Genomic DNA, 16,822 nt, shown 5'->3' on the forward strand with positions numbered 1-16,822 from the left:
CGCGTCAGCTCTCCTGATAGAGCCAGTTGCGCAGGATCGACACCGCTTCCTCCGGATGCTTTTCGACGATCTCGCCCACCTTGCGCAGCGAGGAGGCGCGGACGCGGCCTTCGACGCGGTTGATGTCGATCATCTGCTCCAGATCCTCGTCCGCCTGGGCGGCCTCCAGCGCCAGATCCTGGGCCAGCGCGCCGGTGGGCGCGGCGAGTGCGGCGGGCATGCCGCTCTGGTCGGCCAGCAGGCGGTCCATGTCGTCCTCCTCCTGCTGATCGGCCTTTTCGAAGGCGCGGGTGATCAGCGGGCGGATGACCAGCAGGATGATCAGCACGGCGACGATGCCGAGCACGACCATCTCCGCGATGCGGAACAGATCCTCCTTCGTCATGCCGAGAAACAGTTCCTCCGGTTTCTGGATGTCGTCTTCCGGCGACCAGAAGCGCATGTTGACGACTTCCAGCGTGTCGCCGCGCACCGCGTCGAGGCCGACGGCCGAGCGGACGAGCGCCTTGATGCTCTCCAGCTCCTGCTCGTTGCGGGGCTGGTAGGCCGGCGGGTTGCCGTCCTTGGCCGGCGCGTATGTGCCGTCCACCAGAACCGCCACGGACATGCGCCGCACCTGGCCCGTCTCGCGGACGTGGTTCTTGGTGGTCTTGCTGATCTCGTAGTTGATCGTCTCTTCGTTGCGGCCCTGCTTGTTGTGCGAGATCGGGCCGGCGTTGTTGCCCGCCTGCGCCGTCGGCAGGTTCTGGTCCACCGTCACGGGCGACAGCGGGTCGCGGTCGCTGCTCTCGTTCGTCTCGTTGACCGTCTGGGTCGAGCGGACGACCTGGCTTTCCGGATCGAAGATTTCCGACTGGGTGGTGATGCGGTCGAAGTCGAGGTCCGCCGCAACCTCCGCGCGCACCTTCCCATAGCCGACGGTGCGGCCCAGCAGATCCTCGATGGTGCGGGCGATCCGGCTTTCGTAGGCGGTCTTCTTCTCTTCCGCCGAGGCGAGCATGGCGTCCGGGCTGTCGGCGCCGGTGCCGCGGGCCAGCAGCTTGCCCTTGTCGTCGACGATGGAGATGTGGCTGGGGTCCAGGTTCGGGACCGAGGCGGCGATCAGGTGCTGAATCGCCTGGATGTTCTCGCGCGACAGTTGCGCGCCGGGGCGCAGCTTCAGGAAGACGCTGGCGGTCGCCGGGTTCTGCTGGCGGGCGAACAGCTCGCGCTTGGGCAGCACCAGATGGACGCGAGCCTGCTGCACGCCGTTCAGCGTCTGCACCGTGCGCGCCATCTCGCCTTCCAGCGCGCGCAGGTGGTTGATGTTCTGCATGAAGCTGGTGGCGCCGAAACCCTCGCCCTTGTCGAACAGCTCATAGCCGACCGAGCCGCCGGACGGCAGTCCGGCCGCCGCCATCTTCATGCGGGTGGGGCCGACATGCTCCGACGGGACCATGATCTTCGTGCCGGTCTTGTCGACCGTGAAGGGGACCTTGGCCTCCTCCAGCTTCTTGGCGATGGCCGCCGCCTCGGTCTGCTGGAGTTCGGCGTAGAGCAGCTCCATCTCCGGGGTGGAGAGGCGCGTCATCAGGTAGACGAAGAACCCGATCAGCAGAATGCCCACGCCGCCGATCGCCGCGAGGCGAGCGGGGCCGAGATTGCGCAATGTCTGCAGCAGGTTGTTCACGCGCGTTTCCCCGATCGGATGCCCCGGCAGCGGCAGGAAGTTCTTGATTTCGCAAGCGCAGCAAGGTGGCTGCAAAATCCGCGCCGAGGTCTACTTCAGCGCGCATGCTGCTTCGTCTTGATGAACAGAAGGTTAATGAATGGGCAGGATTTGCCCAGTGCCCGGCAAAAAGTGCCTACCGATGCGCGATTGCAACGCCCTGTTGCCGCGTCGCCGGGGAAAACGTGCCCGCCGCTTCTTTGCGGGCGCGTGTCCCTGGCCAAGCATCCGGAGTGCTACACCAGAAATACCCCGAAAGAAAGAAGGAAATGGCTGTACCTTCGGTTTGTTTCCTGCAGACAACAGTGTGTCTGAGGTAGTAAACGGCGAAGCAGAGGTTGACTTTGCGGTCCGCGCGTCATAGCTGAGTTGCAATGCATGCCGGCGCGATGCCAAATTTTCCGTGACGCCGATGGTGGGGAATCTTTCTTGATCCGTGCCGTCCGCACAACGGCGCCGCGTCGGAACGTATCACCGGAAGACGTGGGGGGATGCTGTGAAAAAACGCGGCCGTGAGAAGAAGGAAGGCCTCAACGAGGTTGATGTGTTCGTCGGGCAGCGCCTGCGCGAACTGCGCATGCTGGCCGGTCTCAGCCAAAGCGACGTGGCCTCCGCCCTGGGGCTGACGTTCCAGCAGCTTCAGAAGTACGAGCGGGGCTTCAACCGGGTCTCGGCCAGCCGGCTGTTCAAGCTGGCGCAGTTCTTCCGGGTGCCCGTCTCGGTATTCTTCGAGGGCCTGGAGGAACGCCAGACCGCCCAGGAGGGCGCGGAGGGCGCGCCGCAGGCGGAGGAGTCCGAGGGCACGCTCCGCTCGCGCGAGGCGCTGATGCTCGCGCGCTACTTCCAGAACATCCGCGACCCGCAGATCCGCGGCGCTATCCGCGAGTTGGCGGAACGCTGCGCGAACCAGGCGGAAAGCGGGGCCGGCGGCGCCCTCGGCGACGACCTCGCCATCGGGCAGGCCGCCGCACGCAGCCGGCGCGGCCGGGGGGCGGGGCAGACGGTCGGGCAGGCCTGAGGCGGCGTATCAGCCGCCGGGCTTCAACTCCCGATAGCGGGCGAGGAAGGCGGCCATGGCCTCTTCCGGCCCCAGCGGAACGATGGGCTCCGTGGCGGGGGGCGGCAGGTCCTGCCAGTTGACTCGGTGCGGCGCGCACAGGTCGCGCAGTTCCGTCGCCAGCGCGCGCTGGTCGGCCAGCTTAACGGCTTTCGGCTCCGGATACCGGAAGCCGAAGCGCTTGGCGAGCGCGTGCTTGATCGGGGCAATGGCCTCCCGGATGGCGTCGCGCCCGATGCGCGCCTTCCAGGGCGTCGGCCAGTCGCCGGTGAAGGCCTCCTCGCTGTCGTGCATCAACGCGTCGAACTCGTAGCCTTCGGGCACGAGGTGGCTCGCCAGCACGCAATGCTGGGCGACGCTGAAGAAGGCCCGCGTGTTGCCGACGAACCGGCACTGATAGGCCAGCGGGCGCGCGATGTCCTCGATCTCGAAATGGGTGAAGTCCGGGGTCTCCAGATCGACCGTGCGGCCGGAATAGGTCAGCAGGACGGCGGTCGGCTCGGGAAAGTCGAGCAGATCGAACTGGTCCGGGTGGGTAATGCGGGGCGACCCGCTGCGACGACGTGCCATGGCCCCCGGTTTAGCAGATCGACGCGGTTTGGGACAACGCGGCCAAATGGGCGGCCAAATGGGCGGCGCGCCAATGGCACGCAGGCGCATGACGCATGCGGTTCGACTCCCGCGCGCATTGCTGCTATCTTGACGCAAGCGCCGTCGTGGAGTCACCGATGTCCACCACCGGAACCGACAAGTCCGACCTGATCCTCGCCGCCATCGAGCAGTTGGGGCGGAGCCTGGATGCCAAAATCGAAGGCGTTCGGGCTGAGCTGAAGGCTGAGATCGCCGATGTCAGGGGTGAAGTCGGCCGAGTGCGCACGGACCTTGCCCGGATCGAAACCGAATTGAAGACGGAATCGCGCGTCGTGCACGCCCGTCTGGACGAGCAGCGGCAGACGATCAATGCACTCATTCCCCAGCGCATCGCGGCGGTCGGGGGGACGAACGCCGCGGAGTGACGGCCGGCCGGCGGTTTGATGCCGCCGGCTCCGTGCCGCCGGCTCAACCGAGCGGCGGCGGTCCGGTTTCCGTGTCGATGATCGCGCGGCTCGTCGCCTCCACCACGCGCTCCAGCAGCGGCACCAGGGCCGCAACCTTGTCCGGCTCGGTGTAGTTGTCGTTCAGCGCGCGGGCGATGGCGGCCATGCGCGGTGTGCCGAAATTGGCGGCCAGCCCGGCCAGCGTGTGGGCGGCTTGACGCAGGTCGCGCAGACGGTTGCCCTGCAGGGAGGATCGCACGGCACTCAGTTCCCGCATCGCCGTCTCCGGCAGCAGGCGCAGCATGCCGTCCAGACTTTCCGACCCCAGGGCGAGCCGCAGTTCCGACAGCTTCACCCGGTCGATCAGCGGCAGGCGGGCGAAGACGTCGCGCTCCGGCACCATGTCGGTCGGGTCGGGCATCGGCACGGCGTGGCCATCGCGCGGCCGGGTCGCCAGATCGACCAGCACGGCGTTCAGATGCTCCCAGTCGATGGGCTTGGTCAGATAGGCGTCGAGCCCGGCGGCCATGTGCCCGTCGCGATGCTCCGGCAGGGCGTCGGCGGAGATGCCGACGATGGGCAGGCGGGAGGTCGGCCCGCTCATGCGCCGGATGGCGCGCGCCGTGGAGCGGCCGTCCATCACCGGCATCTCCATGTCCAGCAACACGACGTCGTATTCCGCCGCCTGCAGGGCCGCGACCACCGCGCGCCCGTCGGCCACGGCGTCGATCCGGTGTCCCATGCGGGTCAGCATGGCGGAGATCAGCATGCGGTTGACGTCGTTGTCTTCGCCCAGCAGCAGCCGTAGCGACACGGCCAGTGCATCCCCGGGAGCACCGATCAGGTCCGCCAGAGGACGCCCCAGCGCGTCGGCCGCAGGCAGCGCCTCGGCCGGGTGCGAGCGGATCGAGAAGCGGAAGGTGGAGCCCCGGCCGGGCGTGCTGGACACCGCGATGTCGCCGCCCATGGCCTGGACCAGCCGCTTGCAGATGGCCAGCCCCAGCCCGGTGCCGCCGTACTTGCGGCTGGTCGAGGCGTCGGCCTGCACGAAGGCCTCGAACACGCGGGCGCGCTGCTCCTCGGTCATGCCGATGCCGGTGTCGGCCACCTCGAAGCGCAGTTGAAGGTCCTCGCCGTCCTCCATGCACCAGGCCGCGACCTCGATGCCACCCCGGTCGGTGAACTTGATGGCGTTGGCGACGAGGTTGAACAGCACCTGCCGCAGCCGCGTCGGGTCGCCGCGCACGTGGCGGGGCGTGTCCTGCGCGATGGAAGCGGTCAGCGTCAGCCCTTTGGCGGCGGCGCGCACGGTGAAGAGCTGCACCACGTCCTCGATCAGCCGGTGCAGGGAGAAGTCGATCTCCTCCAGCTCCAGCTGCCCGGCCTCGATCTTGGAGAAGTCGAGGATGTCGTTGAGGATGGTCAGCAGCGTGTCGGCCGACGAGCGCAGCGTCTTGACGAAGCCCTTCTGCTGGTCGGTCAGCGGCGTGCCCATCAGCAGATCGCCCATGCCGATCACGGCCGTCATGGGCGTGCGCAGCTCGTGGCTCATCATGGCGAGGAAGCGCGACTTGGCGCGGCTGGCGTTCTCGGCGGCGATGCGGGCGGCCTCCGCCTCCTCGCGGGCGCGGTCCAGATCCTCGGCCAGTGCAAAGGTCTCGGCGGCGAGCTTGGTGAGCTGTTCCTGCGCGTCGCGCAGCTCCTGCTCCGACTGGCGGGCGCGGGACACGTCGTTGCTGGACCCCACGAACCAGCGCACCCGTCCCCCGGCATCGGTGATCGGGCGGATGGACAGCGCGTTCCAGAAGGGCGTCCCGTCCTTGCGGTAGTTCAGGATCTCCACCGACACCCGCTGTCCGGCCTCCAGCGCCGCGCGGATGCGCGCCACCGTCGCCGGGTCGGTGTCCGGCCCCTGGAGCAGGCGGCAGTTGCGGCCGATCAGCTCCTCCTCGGCGTAGCCCGTCATCTCCCGGAAGGCCCGGTTGCAGTAGACCAGCGGCATGTCCGGCCGGGTCGGATCGGCAACGGTGATGCCGGACGCCGCGGCCTCCGCCACCTCGGCCAGCACGCCGGCGTCCGTCAGGCCGGCCAGCCGGCCGGCCGGGAGGTCGTTGGTTTCGGGCGTGCTGTGGGGAGGGGGCGCGGGCAAGGCGGCGGATCTCGGGCAGGGGACAGGGCACTGTGGAGCGCGCCACACCATAGGCTCTCGCGTCCGGGAATTCCATGCCCAAGACCTGTGTCGCCGATCGGGACCAGCTGTCGAAGGGGCGCCGTTTGGGCGGTTGAGCGAAACGAATCTTTTACCATCAATGAGGGCTTCTCATCCCATTGTTGTCGGCGTTAACGTGTCTTTCGCTTCGGCGGGCGCAACGGACGGGACGCGGGACGGGGATCAGGTGAATGCCGTACGAGGACGTGAACGACGGGCAACGCGCCCAGAGCATCGGCGATCTGGGTGTTCTTCTGGTCGAGGACGACGACTTCACGCGCCGGCTGATGAGCCGCCTGCTTCAGGACTTGAAGGTCCGCGCGGTGTGGGAGGCGGCGGACGGCATGGCGGCGCTGGAACTGCTGCGTAAGCATGGCGACGAGGTGGACATCGCCATCTGCGACCTGGAAATGCCGCGCATGAGCGGGCTGGACCTGCTGCACGCCCTGCGCACCGCCACCGGGAATCCCTTGTCGGAGCTTCCGGTGATCGTGCTGACCGCCCACCGCGAGGCGGAAACGGTGAAGCGGGCCATCGCCTACGGTATTTCCGGCTATCTGGTGAAACCGGTGTCGAAGGCCGACCTCGTGAAGCGCCTGACCTTCGCCCTGCTGAAAACCCGCTGACGTAAAATCCCACTGACGGCACCGCTTCGGCACGTCGCCCCGTTGCAATCTGCCCTTCGGATCGGCAACTATCGTTCCAACGAACGAATGAGACGGGGCGGGGCAGATGCTGGACACCGTCCGGAATGGAAGAGCCTCCGCAAGGACGGGTGCCAACCCCGTTGCGGGGCGCCTTGACGAGCTGGCTAGGGCCGCCGTCGCGATCCAGTTCGAACGCTGGCCGGCGCTCTACGCCCGTTACGGTGCTGCGGGGCTGGAGAAGTGCGTCCAGGACGTGCGTTATCACCTGCTCTATCTGGCGGAGGCGGTGGAGGCCGACAGTCCGGCGCTGTTCCGCGAATACATCGCCTGGGTCAAGGTGCTGTTCGCCGGTCTCCGCATCCCGGCCGACGAACTGGGGGAGAGCCTGGAAATCCTGCGCGACGTGACGGCGGCCCGGATGGACGAGGCGACGGGCCGGCGCGTGCGGGCCTGCGTCGATGCGGCGCTGGAGGCTCTGCCCGGCATGCCGACCGAGGTCCCGGCCTTCGTCCGGCCCGAGGCTCCCTTCGGGGACATGGCGCGGGCCTATCTGGACGCGCTTCTGGCGGGGGACCGGCGGAGCGCCGCGGCGCTGGTGCTGGACCGCGTGGAAGTTGGCATGGCCGTCGCCGACGTCTACCTGCACGTCTTCCAGCCGACCCTGCGCGAGGTCGGGCGGCTCTGGCAAATCGGGGCGATCACCGTCGCGCACGAGCATTTCGCCACGGCCGCCACGCAAGCGGTGATGGGACAGCTCTACCCGCGCATCTTCGCCGCCGAACGGCGCGGACGGGCGATGGTCGCCACCTGCGTCAGCGGCGAACTGCACGAGGTCGGCATCCGCATGGTCGCCGACTTCTTCGAGATGCACGGGTGGGACACCTACTATCTCGGCGCCAACACCCCGGCCCGCAGCATCGTCCAGGCGGTGCGGGAGCGGGACGCACAGGTGCTGGCCGTGTCGGCCACCATCACCGCCCATGTCGGGGCGGTGACCGATCTGATCGCGGCGGTCCGGGCGGAACTGGGCGACACCCGGCCTCTGCATGTCCTGGTCGGCGGCTACCCCTTCAACCATGTGCCGACGCTCTGGAAGACGGTCGGGGCAGACGCCTGCGCCGCAACCGCCGCCGAAGCGGTGGCGCTGGCCGACCGTCTCGTGGATTCGGCGCGGACGAGCTAGGGGGAGGCGCGGATGGACGGGCTGGTCCTGATCTGCGATGACGACGGGCGCCTGCGGGCGCTGCACCGGGTCGGGTCGGGGCTTCTGGAGTTGCCGGTCGAGCCGGGCCGGCCCTTCCCGATGCTGTTCGGGCTGGACATGGTGGGGCGGTCGCTCGACCTGTTCGCGGCTCTGAAGGGACACGGCTTCGTGCTCGACCGCCGGTTCGACTCGCCGCTGGAGCATGGCGGGGCGCTCTACGTGTCCGGGCGTCGGGACGGGGAGGGGCTGCTGCTGGCCGTGGCGCGGGTCCCCTTGGCCGTGCGGGCCATGGCCGAGCGCCTCGCGACGGCGGACCCCGCCCTGGCCGCCCGGCTGGAGGCGCTGGGCGGTATCGCCCCCCTTGGCACCCCCCTCGGCGCCGGGCTTGCCGAAGGCGCGCCGGTGGAGGCGCTGTTCGACGAGATGACGCGCCTGAACAGCGATCTGGCCAACACCCAGCGCGCCCTCGCCAAGGCCAACGCCGAGCTGGCGGCCAGCAACGAGCAGAAGAACCGGCTGATGGGCATGCTGGCGCACGACCTGCGCTCCCCCCTGCAGGCGGTCGCCGGCTTCGCGCAGATTCTCCGGGAACGCGCGGATGGTCGCCTGGACGATCAGGAGCGGGAATGCCTGGAGCGCATCCGCGAATCCAGTCTGTTCATGCGCCATCTGGTGGAAGATGCGCTGTCTCTGGCGGCGCTCCAGGCCGGGCGGCTGCGTCTGGTGCGGCGGCCGACGGACCTTGCCCGGCTGGTGCGCCGGAACGTCTCGATGAACCGCGTGTTGGCCGATGGCAAGGCCATGACGATCGAGCTGTCCGTGACCGACGACGCCCTGCCGCTGGTCGAGGCCGACCCGGCCAAGGTTGAGCAGGTGCTGAACAACCTGCTGTCCAACGCCATCAAATATTCCGACCGGGGCTGCCGCATCCGCGTGGCGGTGGAGCCGGCGGGCGACCACGCCCGCATCGTGGTGTCCGACAACGGCCGTGGCATCCCGGATTCGGAGCGCGACAGCCTGTTCCAGCCCTTTGCCCGGTCTGGCAAGCCCGGCACGGCGGGGGAGACGACGGTCGGGCTCGGCCTCTACATCTGCCGCACCATCGTGGAGGGGCACGGCGGGCGCATCTGGGTCGATTCGGCACCGGAACAGGGCTCCACCTTCACGGTCGAGCTGCCGGTGGCGGTGCCAAGCCATTGATGCGCATGGCTTCCCACACGCGCGCTGGCGTATCCCCGGCCGATCCTGTAGAAGGGACTCATCTGATGCTGCGCTGCGAAAGGTCCATGGGTTTACCCTTCCGCTGCCCCGCGCGGCCTCCGTGGGGAGCGCCGTGAGCGACGGCCGACCTCCCGAGAGTCCCGAGCATCGCCTTGGGACGGACGCGGCTGCTGAGTCCGCGAACGACGCGCGCCGCAATTCCGCGTCGGCGCTGCTGGAAGACTTTCTGGCGCACGACCATGACGTGCGCATCGCGCTCGGCGACCTGATGGGCATCCTGGGCGACCGGGCCTTCGGCGCGCTGCTGCTTTTCCTTTCCATCCCGAACGTGCTGCCGGTGCCGGGCCTGTCCACGGTGACCGGCCTGCCGATGATCCTGATCGGCGCGCAGATGGCCGCCGGGCGCGACCGGCCCTGGCTGCCCCGGAAGATCGCCGCCGCGACCGTGGACCGGGACGCTTTCCTGCGCGTGATCGCCCGCGCCCACCCCTATGTCGACCGGCTGGAGCGCCATCTGCGCCCCCGCCTGCCGGGGCTGACCAGCCCGACGGCGGAGCGGCTGCTCGGGCTCGCCGTGGTGGTGCTGGCGACGATCCTGGCGCTGCCCATCGTGTTCGGCAACCAGCCGCCGGCCTTCGCCATCGCGCTGATCGCGCTTGGGCTGATCGAAAAGGACGGCGCCTTCGTCGCCGCCGGCCTCGCCGCCGGGGTCGTCGCCATCGCCATCGTCGCGGCGGTTCTGCTCGGGCTCGGGCAGGCCGCCATGCTGTTGATTCACAAACTGTTCGGTTGAGGGAGCGCCCGCGGGCTCGACGCCATGATCTGGGAAGTTCTGGTCATCATTCTGCTGATCCTGCTGAACGCCTTCTTCGCGATGTCGGAGATGGCGCTGGTGTCGTCGCGCCGGGCGCGGCTTCAGCAGATGGCCGAGGAAAAGCGCAGCAAGGGCGCCCGCGCCGCGTTGGAGTTGACGGAGGATCCCGGCAACTTCCTGTCCACCGTGCAGGTGGGCATCACGCTGATCGGCATCTTCGCCGGCGCATACGGCGGCGCCACCCTGGCGGAGCGGCTGGGCGTCATTCTGGACCGGGAGGTGTCCTGGATCACCCCCTACGGCCAGCAGGTGGCCTTCGCCATCGTCGTGGCGCTGATCACCTATTTCTCGCTGATCGTCGGCGAGCTGGTGCCCAAGCGCATGGCGCTGGTGAACGCGGAGCGCATTGCCGCCGCCGTCGCCGGCCCGATGGGGGCCCTGTCGCGCATCGCCCTGCCGCTGGTGTGGCTGCTGGGCATCTCGACCGAGGGGCTGATGAAGCTGCTGCGCCTGCCCACCGCGCGGGAGCAGACGGTCACCGAGGAAGAGGTCAAGACCCTCATCAAGGAAGGCACGCAGAGGGGCGTCTTCGAACCCGCCGAACGCAAGATGATCGAGGGCGTGTTCCGCCTGTCGGACCGCACCGCCCGTTCGATCATGACGCCGCGCCCTGATCTGATCTGGCTGGACCTCGACGACCCGTCGGACGCCATCGCGCGGGAGATCCAGAACAGCGGCTATTCCCGTTTCCTGGTCTGCCGGGGCGACGTGGACGAGGTGCAAGGCATCGTGTCCAGCAAGGCGCTGCTCGACCAGGCCTTGCAGGGCCAGCCCTTCAACCTGCGCACCGCGATGGTCAAGCCGCTGGTCGTGCATGACGGCACGCCGGTCCTGCGCCTGCTGGAGCTGTTCAAGCAGGCCACCGTGCACATGGCCGTGGTGGTGGACGAATACGGCAGCGTCGAGGGCATCGCCACCGTCACCGACATCCTGGAGGCCATCGCCGGCGAGATGCCGGAGCAGGGCCAGGAGAGCGACTCCGCCGCCGTGCAGCGCGAGGACGGCTCCTGGCTGGTCGATGGCATGACTCCCATCGAGGAGGTGGAGGCGCTGGTCGGCATGAAGGGTCTGAAGGGCGAGGGCGACTACCACACGCTGGCCGGCTTCATGCTCGACCAGCTGGGCCACGTCCCGACCGCGGCCGAACATTTCCACTGGGGCGGCATGCGCTTCGAGGTCGTCGACATGGACGGCCGCCGCATCGACAAGGTGCTGATCCAGCAGAACGAAGAGGTTTCGGAGGGGTAGGTTTCCGAAACCTCACGCGGCGTCATACCGACGGCGCCTGGAGGCGCCGCTGGCATGACCCTCTCGATCAATGCTAGCACATTGATCTGCCGGGTTTTACGGTTGGAAAATGATGGAAGCAATCATTTTCCAACCGTATCACATATCCGTGACGCCGCTCTTCGGGATGCGGATTTCGCGGTGGACGGACATGCTGAGCAGCAGGCCGACGCCGATCATCAGCGTCATCATGGCCGACCCGCCGTAGGACACCAGCGGCAGCGGGATGCCGACGACCGGGATCAGCCCCATGACCATCGACACGTTGACCATGACGTACAGGAAGAACTGCGCCGTCATGCCGACCGCCACGAGACGGGCGAACTGGCTGCGGCAGCTCAGCGCGATCACCACGCCGTAGATCAGCAGCAGCAGATAGAGCGCCAGCAGGGTCAGCGCGCCGACCATGCCGAACTCCTCCGCCAGCACGACGAAGATGAAGTCGGTGTGCTTCTCCGGCAGGAACATCAGCTGGCTCTGCGAGCCCGCCATGAAGCCTTTGCCGAACAGCCCGCCGGAGCCCAGCGCGATCTTGGACTGCAGGATGTTGTAGCCGGCGCCGAGCGGGTCGGTTTCCGGTTCCAGGAAGGTGTAGACGCGCTGTTTCTGATAGTCGTGCAGAAATTCCCAGGCGATCGGGATGGCCCCGAGGCCGCCGCCGATGACCAGCAGGAACTTCCAGATGCGCACCCCGGCGGCGAAGAAGATGGCGCCGCTGCCCATGATCAGCAGCAGCGAGGTGCCGAGGTTCGGCTGCAGCAGCACGAAGGCCACCGGCGTGAAGACCAGCAGCAGCGGCGGGATCAGCAGCAGCGGCCGCCCGATCTGATCCAGCGAGATGCCGTGGAAATAGCGGGCGAGCGCCAGCGTCAGGGCGGGCTTCATCAGCTCCGACGGCTGCAGCTGGAAGAAGCCCAGGTCGATCCAGCGCTGGGCGCCCATGCCGATGCGGCCCATCAGCTCCACCGCGACCAGCAGGCACAGCACCATCACGAAGATGACGTAGGCCGACTTCATCAGGTGGCGCACATCGATGAGCGCGATCCCCAGCATCAGGACGAGTCCGGGGACGGAGCGCACCAGCTGCGGCTGCGCCCATGGCTTCCAGTTGCCGCCTGCGGCGGAAAAGAGCAGGGCGACGCCGACCGACGTGATCACGCAGACCAGGAGCACGAGGCCCCAGTTGATCATGCGGATCTTGCTGCCGAGCGTGAGCTGCGGGCGTTGCGGAGCCAAGCCGCCCGACCCGTGGTTCGAAAGGACCGCGACCATCGAGAAACGTTCGTTGTAACCGGGCGGCCGAGCCCGTGGTGCGCCGGCCCGCCTTGCGCGCCGGATACTGCACCACAGCCGCCGCCCGGTAAAGGCGCGGTCGCCCCAAGGCTAGGAAAAGGCACGGATGTGCGGGATTGTCGGAACTCAGCGAGGGCTGTCGGTCAGCAGCCGTTCAAAATCGCGGCGTCCTGCTGGGCGAACGCGTCGTCGATCATGCGGTCCAACTCGTCCGGGTCGACCGTATTGCCCGCGGCAAGGGAGGCGAGTCCCGCCTCCAGCATCGCGACAAAGGTCCGCCCGTCAACGCCGACCGGTTGTTCGGGCGGCGTGGGCTCGGGGGTGGTGCGACCGTCGGGCATGGCAACCTCTCCATGGGACCAAGGGTAGGGTAACGCACACCGGCGCGCGTGTCAGCGTTCCATTCCGCTGAAAGGGCGGATCACTCCGGCGCGTAGCCTTTCGTGAACAGGTTCACCGCCTCGTCCACGATCCGCTGGTTCTGTTCCTCGGTCGGGCGTTCGGCGAGGCACAGCAGGAAGCGCATGTGGGCGTGCGACTTGATGAGGCCGACGAACATCTCCGCGGCGAGGCGCGGGTCGGGGATGGACAGCTGGCCCCGGCGCTTCACCTCCGTCATGTAGGCGGTCACTTGCTCCATGCTGCGCGCCGGGCCGGCTTCGTAGAAGGCGCGGGCCAGCTCGGGAAAGCGGTGCGCCTCACCCACCACGACGCGGTAGGCGGCCAGCGCCTTGGGCGACAGGATCAGATTGATGAAGTGCTGGCCGATCAGGCGCAGCCCTTCCGCCGCGTCCAGCGATGCGGCCTCCACGCAGATGGTCGCCAGCGCCTGCCCCTTGCATTCGCAGGCGACCATGGCGCGGAACAGCTCGTCCTTGCTGCCGAAATGGGCGTAGAGCGTCGCCTTGGATACGTTGGCCGTCTTGGCGACCGTGTCCATGCTGACGGCGCCGTATCCGTGTTCCAGGAACAGCTTGCCGGCGGCCTCCAGGATTTGGGCGGGCTTCGAACCGGCCTCGGGGGTGGGGGCGACCAGTGTGCTCATGCGCTCCTCGCGTCCTGCAACGTTTCGGGCAACGTCCGGGTGCCGTACCGCGTTCCGCATTTAACCACAATCCTTGATCTGAAAACTAGACCGTCCAGTTCACTCTTGACAACAGGTAGGCCACCGTCCATCTTCGTGCAAGACTAAACTGAACGGTTCAGTTTCAGCGGGCCGGAACGACGGCCCGCCGACGGTCACAACGGACCGATGGCCGTAACGGGATGGATAGAGACGATGGCTAAGGGCGTTCGGAAGATCGTTCTGTCGGGTGTCGCGGCGGCTGCCCTGATCGGCGGTGGGTTCGGCGGCTGGCATTGGTGGACCGAGGGCCGGTTCATCGAGTCGACCGACAACGCCTACGTCCACAGCGACATCACCGTGGTCAGCCCCAAGGTTTCCGCCTATGTGCGGGAGGTGCGGGTGGCCGAGAACCAGCAGGTCCAGACGGGCGAGGTGCTCGCCGTGCTTGACGACCAGGACTTCCGCGCCAAGGTGGCCGAGGCGGACGCCGCCATGGCCGCGCAGAAGGCTGCGCTCGGCACCATCGACAGCAAGCTGGAACTCCAGCGCGCGCTGATCGATCAGGCCGCCGCCTCGCTCGCCAGCGCGGAGGCGGAGCAGCGCCGCGCCCAGCAGGACTTCGACCGCACCCGCGCGCTCGCCAACGAAAGCTGGGCGAGCCGCCAGAAGTACGAGACCGCCGACGCCGACCTGCGCAAGGCCGTCGCCCAGGCCAACCGCGCCCGCGCGGCCCTGGACGCGGAAAAGGATCAGGTCGGCGTGCTGAACGCCAGCCGGACGGAGACGGAGGCCCGCCTGCGTCAGGCCGAGGCGACGCTCCAGACCGCGCGCAACGACCTCGCCAACACGGTCATCCGCGCGCCGGTGGACGGGGTGGTGGGCAACCGGGGCGTCCAGGTCGGCCAGTACGCGCGGCCGGGCGTGCAGCTTCTGTCGCTGGTGCCGCTGCCGAACGTCTATGTGGTCGCCAACTTCAAGGAAACCCAGCTCAGCCGCATGCGGCCGGGCCAGACGGTGACGGTGGAGGTGGACGCCTACCCCGGCCGGACGCTGGAGGGCCGGGTGGAGAGCTTCGCGCCGGCGTCGGGCTCGCAGTTCAGCCTGCTGCCGCCGGAGAACGCGACCGGCAATTTCACCAAGATCGTCCAGCGCGTGCCAGTGCGCGTCGCCCTGCCGCGCGACAACGCGCTGGCCGGCCTTCTGCGCCCCGGCCTGTCCGTGACCGCTGAGGTCGACACCCGCGGCGCGGAAGACCATCAGCACATCGCCGGCTCCGTGTTCGGCGCGCTGCGCCCCGGCCAGGCCGTCGCCGCCAAATAGCAATTCTTCGTCCTGGAGGGGCCTGAGCGCCATCGACCATGACGTCCATGACCGACGAAATGCCCCTTCAAGAAACCGGTTCCGCCCGCGCCGCCGTTCCCCCAGCGGCGTCGGGCGGCGAGGCCGCCGCGTCCCGACCCCACCCCCCCCAAACCCCCGCGGGGCGGGACGCGGCGGTCCCTTCTCCCCAATCCTCTTCTCCCCAATCTGGCGCTCCCCGGCCGGTCACAACCCGTGACTGGCTGGGCTTCCTGTCCATGGTCGTCGGCATGTTCATGGCGATCCTGGACATCCAGATCGTGTCCAGCTCCCTGTCGGAGATCCAGGCGGGCCTTGCAGCCAGCGCCGACGAGATCTCGTGGGTGCAGACCTCCTACCTCATCGCCGAGGTGGTGATGATCCCGCTGTCCGGCATGCTGGCGCGGATCCTTTCCACCCGCGTGCTGTTCACCTTTGCCGCCGCCGGATTCACGCTGACCAGCGTGGCCTGCGCCTTCACCTCCGGCATCGGGTCGATGATCGTGTGGCGCGCGCTCCAGGGCTTCATCGGCGGCGCGATGATCCCGACGGTGTTCGCCACCAGCTTCTCCCTCTTCCCGCCGGAGAAGCGGGCGGGCGTGTCGGTGATGATCGGGCTGGTCGCCACCATGGCGCCGACGCTCGGCCCGACGCTGGGCGGCTGGCTGACGCAGAGCTTTTCCTGGCACTGGCTGTTCCTCGCCAACGTCGTTCCGGGCATCGCCGTGACCTCGCTGGTCTGGATCCTTGTGGACGTGGACAAGCCGAACCCGGAGCTGCGGCGGGGCTTCGACTTCCTCGGCCTCGGCCTGATGGCCGCCTTCCTCGGCAGCCTTGAGTTCGTGGTGGAGGAAGGCCCCCGCCAGGACTGGTTCGCGGACGAGGCCGTGGCGTTCTTCGCCGTGGTCGCGGCGGTGGCCTGCGTCGGCTTCTTCTGGCGGGTCCTGACCTACCGGAACCCGATCGTGGAACTGCGAGCCTTCCTCGACCGCAACTTCGCCATCGGGTCGCTCTACAGCTTCATCATCGGCATCGGGCTGTATGGGGCGGTGTACCTGCAGCCGCTGTTCCTGGCGCGCGTGCGCGGCTTCAACAGCCTGCAGATCGGCACGATCATGTTCGTGACCGGCGCCTTCCAGTTCATGTCCGCCCCGGTGGCGGGCGCGCTGTCGAAGAAGCTGGACCTGCGTATCATGCTCGCCATGGGGCTGACGCTGTTCGGCACGGGCGTGTGGCTGAACGCCGGCCTGACCAACCAGACCGGCTTCTGGGAGCTGTTCCTGCCACAGGCGGTGCGCGGCTTCTCGCTGATGCTGTGCTTCATTCCGGTGAACACCATCGCGCTCGGTACGCTGCCGCCATCGCAGCTGAAGAACGCCTCGGGCCTCTACAACCTGATGCGGAACCTGGGCGGCGCCATCGGCTTGGCGGTCATCAACACGGTGCTGATCGACCGGCTGGCGCTGCACATGAACCGGCTGGGCGACAACCTGAACCTCGCCCGCCCGCTGGTGCAGGACACTATCGACGGGCTGACGGCCAAGTTCGACGGGCTGGTCGCCGACCCGCAGGCCGCCGCCATGAAGACGCTGGCCGGGATGGTGCAGCGCGAGGCGCTGGTGCTGACCTTCAACGACTGCCTGCTGCTGATGGCGGGCGTGTTCTTCGGCGCCCTGCTGCTGATGCCGCTGGTGCGCCGTCCGGGCGGCAAGCCCGCGGCGGCGGATCACTGAGGGGCCGACCACCAAAAGCCAACCACCAAAAGAAGTACCTCCCGTGTCAGGGCGATTCAGAGAAGGTGGATGAATTTCGGGTGACGCGAGTCGTCAGTTGATTCACAAGGCTATCGGCAGGGACCGAGCCGGAGAGTCGGAGCGATGA

15 protein-coding genes are annotated in these 16,822 nt (G+C 68.1%); 9 read left to right on the forward strand and 6 right to left on the reverse strand.

The annotated features are described in order from the left end of the window. Positions 1–4: 4 nt before the first annotated feature. Positions 5–1,669 (reverse strand): flagellar basal-body MS-ring/collar protein FliF, encoded by a 1,665-nt coding sequence (gene fliF, locus ACSVC7_RS21610; protein WP_448206583.1) that lies wholly within the window; start codon positions 1,667–1,669, stop codon positions 5–7. 535 nt (positions 1,670–2,204) lie between these two features. Between fliF and ACSVC7_RS21615 the strand changes: the two genes are divergently transcribed. Continuing rightward, positions 2,205–2,726 (forward strand): helix-turn-helix domain-containing protein, encoded by a 522-nt coding sequence (locus tag ACSVC7_RS21615; RefSeq protein ID WP_448206582.1) that lies wholly within the window; start codon positions 2,205–2,207, stop codon positions 2,724–2,726. Positions 2,727–2,735: 9 nt separating this feature from the next. On the opposite strand, the gene ACSVC7_RS21620 is transcribed toward ACSVC7_RS21615, so the two are convergent. Continuing rightward, complete coding sequence (locus ACSVC7_RS21620; RefSeq protein ID WP_448206581.1) at positions 2,736–3,335, reverse strand: transcriptional regulator; 600 nt, start codon at positions 3,333–3,335, stop codon at positions 2,736–2,738. A gap of 158 nt (positions 3,336–3,493) precedes the next feature. Here ACSVC7_RS21620 and ACSVC7_RS21625 point away from each other — a divergent pair, with 158 nt between their 5' ends. Next, positions 3,494–3,781: a hypothetical protein gene (locus ACSVC7_RS21625; RefSeq protein ID WP_448206580.1), complete on the forward strand. Its 288-nt coding sequence runs from the start codon at positions 3,494–3,496 to the stop codon at positions 3,779–3,781. A 43-nt stretch (positions 3,782–3,824) separates the two neighbouring features. Here ACSVC7_RS21625 and ACSVC7_RS21630 read toward each other — a convergent pair whose 3' ends face one another. After that, positions 3,825–5,951 (reverse strand): ATP-binding protein, encoded by a 2,127-nt coding sequence (locus ACSVC7_RS21630; protein WP_448206579.1) that lies wholly within the window; start codon positions 5,949–5,951, stop codon positions 3,825–3,827. Between the two features lie 251 nt (positions 5,952–6,202). Between ACSVC7_RS21630 and ACSVC7_RS21635 the strand changes: the two genes are divergently transcribed. From ACSVC7_RS21635 to ACSVC7_RS21655, 5 genes are all read left to right on the forward strand, one after another. After that, a complete protein-coding gene (locus tag ACSVC7_RS21635; RefSeq protein WP_448206578.1) occupies positions 6,203–6,637 on the forward strand; it encodes a response regulator in 435 nt (144 codons plus the stop codon). A 106-nt stretch (positions 6,638–6,743) separates the two neighbouring features. Beyond that, positions 6,744–7,841 (forward strand): cobalamin B12-binding domain-containing protein, encoded by a 1,098-nt coding sequence (locus tag ACSVC7_RS21640; RefSeq protein WP_448206577.1) that lies wholly within the window; start codon positions 6,744–6,746, stop codon positions 7,839–7,841. A 12-nt stretch (positions 7,842–7,853) separates the two neighbouring features. Next, entirely contained in the window at positions 7,854–9,062 is a 1,209-nt protein-coding gene (locus ACSVC7_RS21645; RefSeq protein ID WP_448206576.1) for a sensor histidine kinase, read from the forward strand. Positions 9,063–9,195: 133 nt separating this feature from the next. Next, positions 9,196–9,876, forward strand: coding sequence for an exopolysaccharide biosynthesis protein (locus ACSVC7_RS21650; RefSeq protein ID WP_448206575.1), 681 nt, complete (start codon positions 9,196–9,198; stop codon positions 9,874–9,876). A gap of 24 nt (positions 9,877–9,900) precedes the next feature. Beyond that, a complete protein-coding gene (locus ACSVC7_RS21655; protein WP_448206574.1) occupies positions 9,901–11,205 on the forward strand; it encodes a hemolysin family protein in 1,305 nt (434 codons plus the stop codon). A gap of 138 nt (positions 11,206–11,343) precedes the next feature. Here the strand turns inward: ACSVC7_RS21655 and rodA are convergent, their stop codons facing one another. The 3 genes from rodA to ACSVC7_RS21670 all read right to left on the reverse strand — a co-directional run bounded on the left by rodA (position 11,344) and on the right by ACSVC7_RS21670 (position 13,582). Further along, positions 11,344–12,516, reverse strand: coding sequence for a rod shape-determining protein RodA (rodA, locus tag ACSVC7_RS21660; RefSeq protein WP_448206573.1), 1,173 nt, complete (start codon positions 12,514–12,516; stop codon positions 11,344–11,346). 164 nt (positions 12,517–12,680) lie between these two features. Further along, positions 12,681–12,878, reverse strand: coding sequence for a hypothetical protein (locus tag ACSVC7_RS21665; RefSeq protein WP_448206572.1), 198 nt, complete (start codon positions 12,876–12,878; stop codon positions 12,681–12,683). Positions 12,879–12,958: 80 nt separating this feature from the next. After that, the gene (locus tag ACSVC7_RS21670) at positions 12,959–13,582 is read right to left on the reverse strand and encodes a TetR/AcrR family transcriptional regulator (protein ID WP_448206571.1); all 624 of its coding nucleotides are present in this window, start codon (positions 13,580–13,582) and stop codon (positions 12,959–12,961) included. Between the two features lie 234 nt (positions 13,583–13,816). Here ACSVC7_RS21670 and ACSVC7_RS21675 point away from each other — a divergent pair, with 234 nt between their 5' ends. Both ACSVC7_RS21675 and ACSVC7_RS21680 read left to right on the forward strand, forming a co-directional pair. Beyond that, positions 13,817–14,923: an HlyD family secretion protein gene (locus ACSVC7_RS21675; protein ID WP_448206570.1), complete on the forward strand. Its 1,107-nt coding sequence runs from the start codon at positions 13,817–13,819 to the stop codon at positions 14,921–14,923. Between the two features lie 257 nt (positions 14,924–15,180). Beyond that, positions 15,181–16,674, forward strand: a complete 1,494-nt coding sequence (locus ACSVC7_RS21680) for a DHA2 family efflux MFS transporter permease subunit (protein ID WP_448206569.1) — start codon at positions 15,181–15,183, stop codon at positions 16,672–16,674. Positions 16,675–16,822 lie beyond the last annotated feature (148 nt).

This window comes from Azospirillum mesophilum (assembly GCF_053470405.2).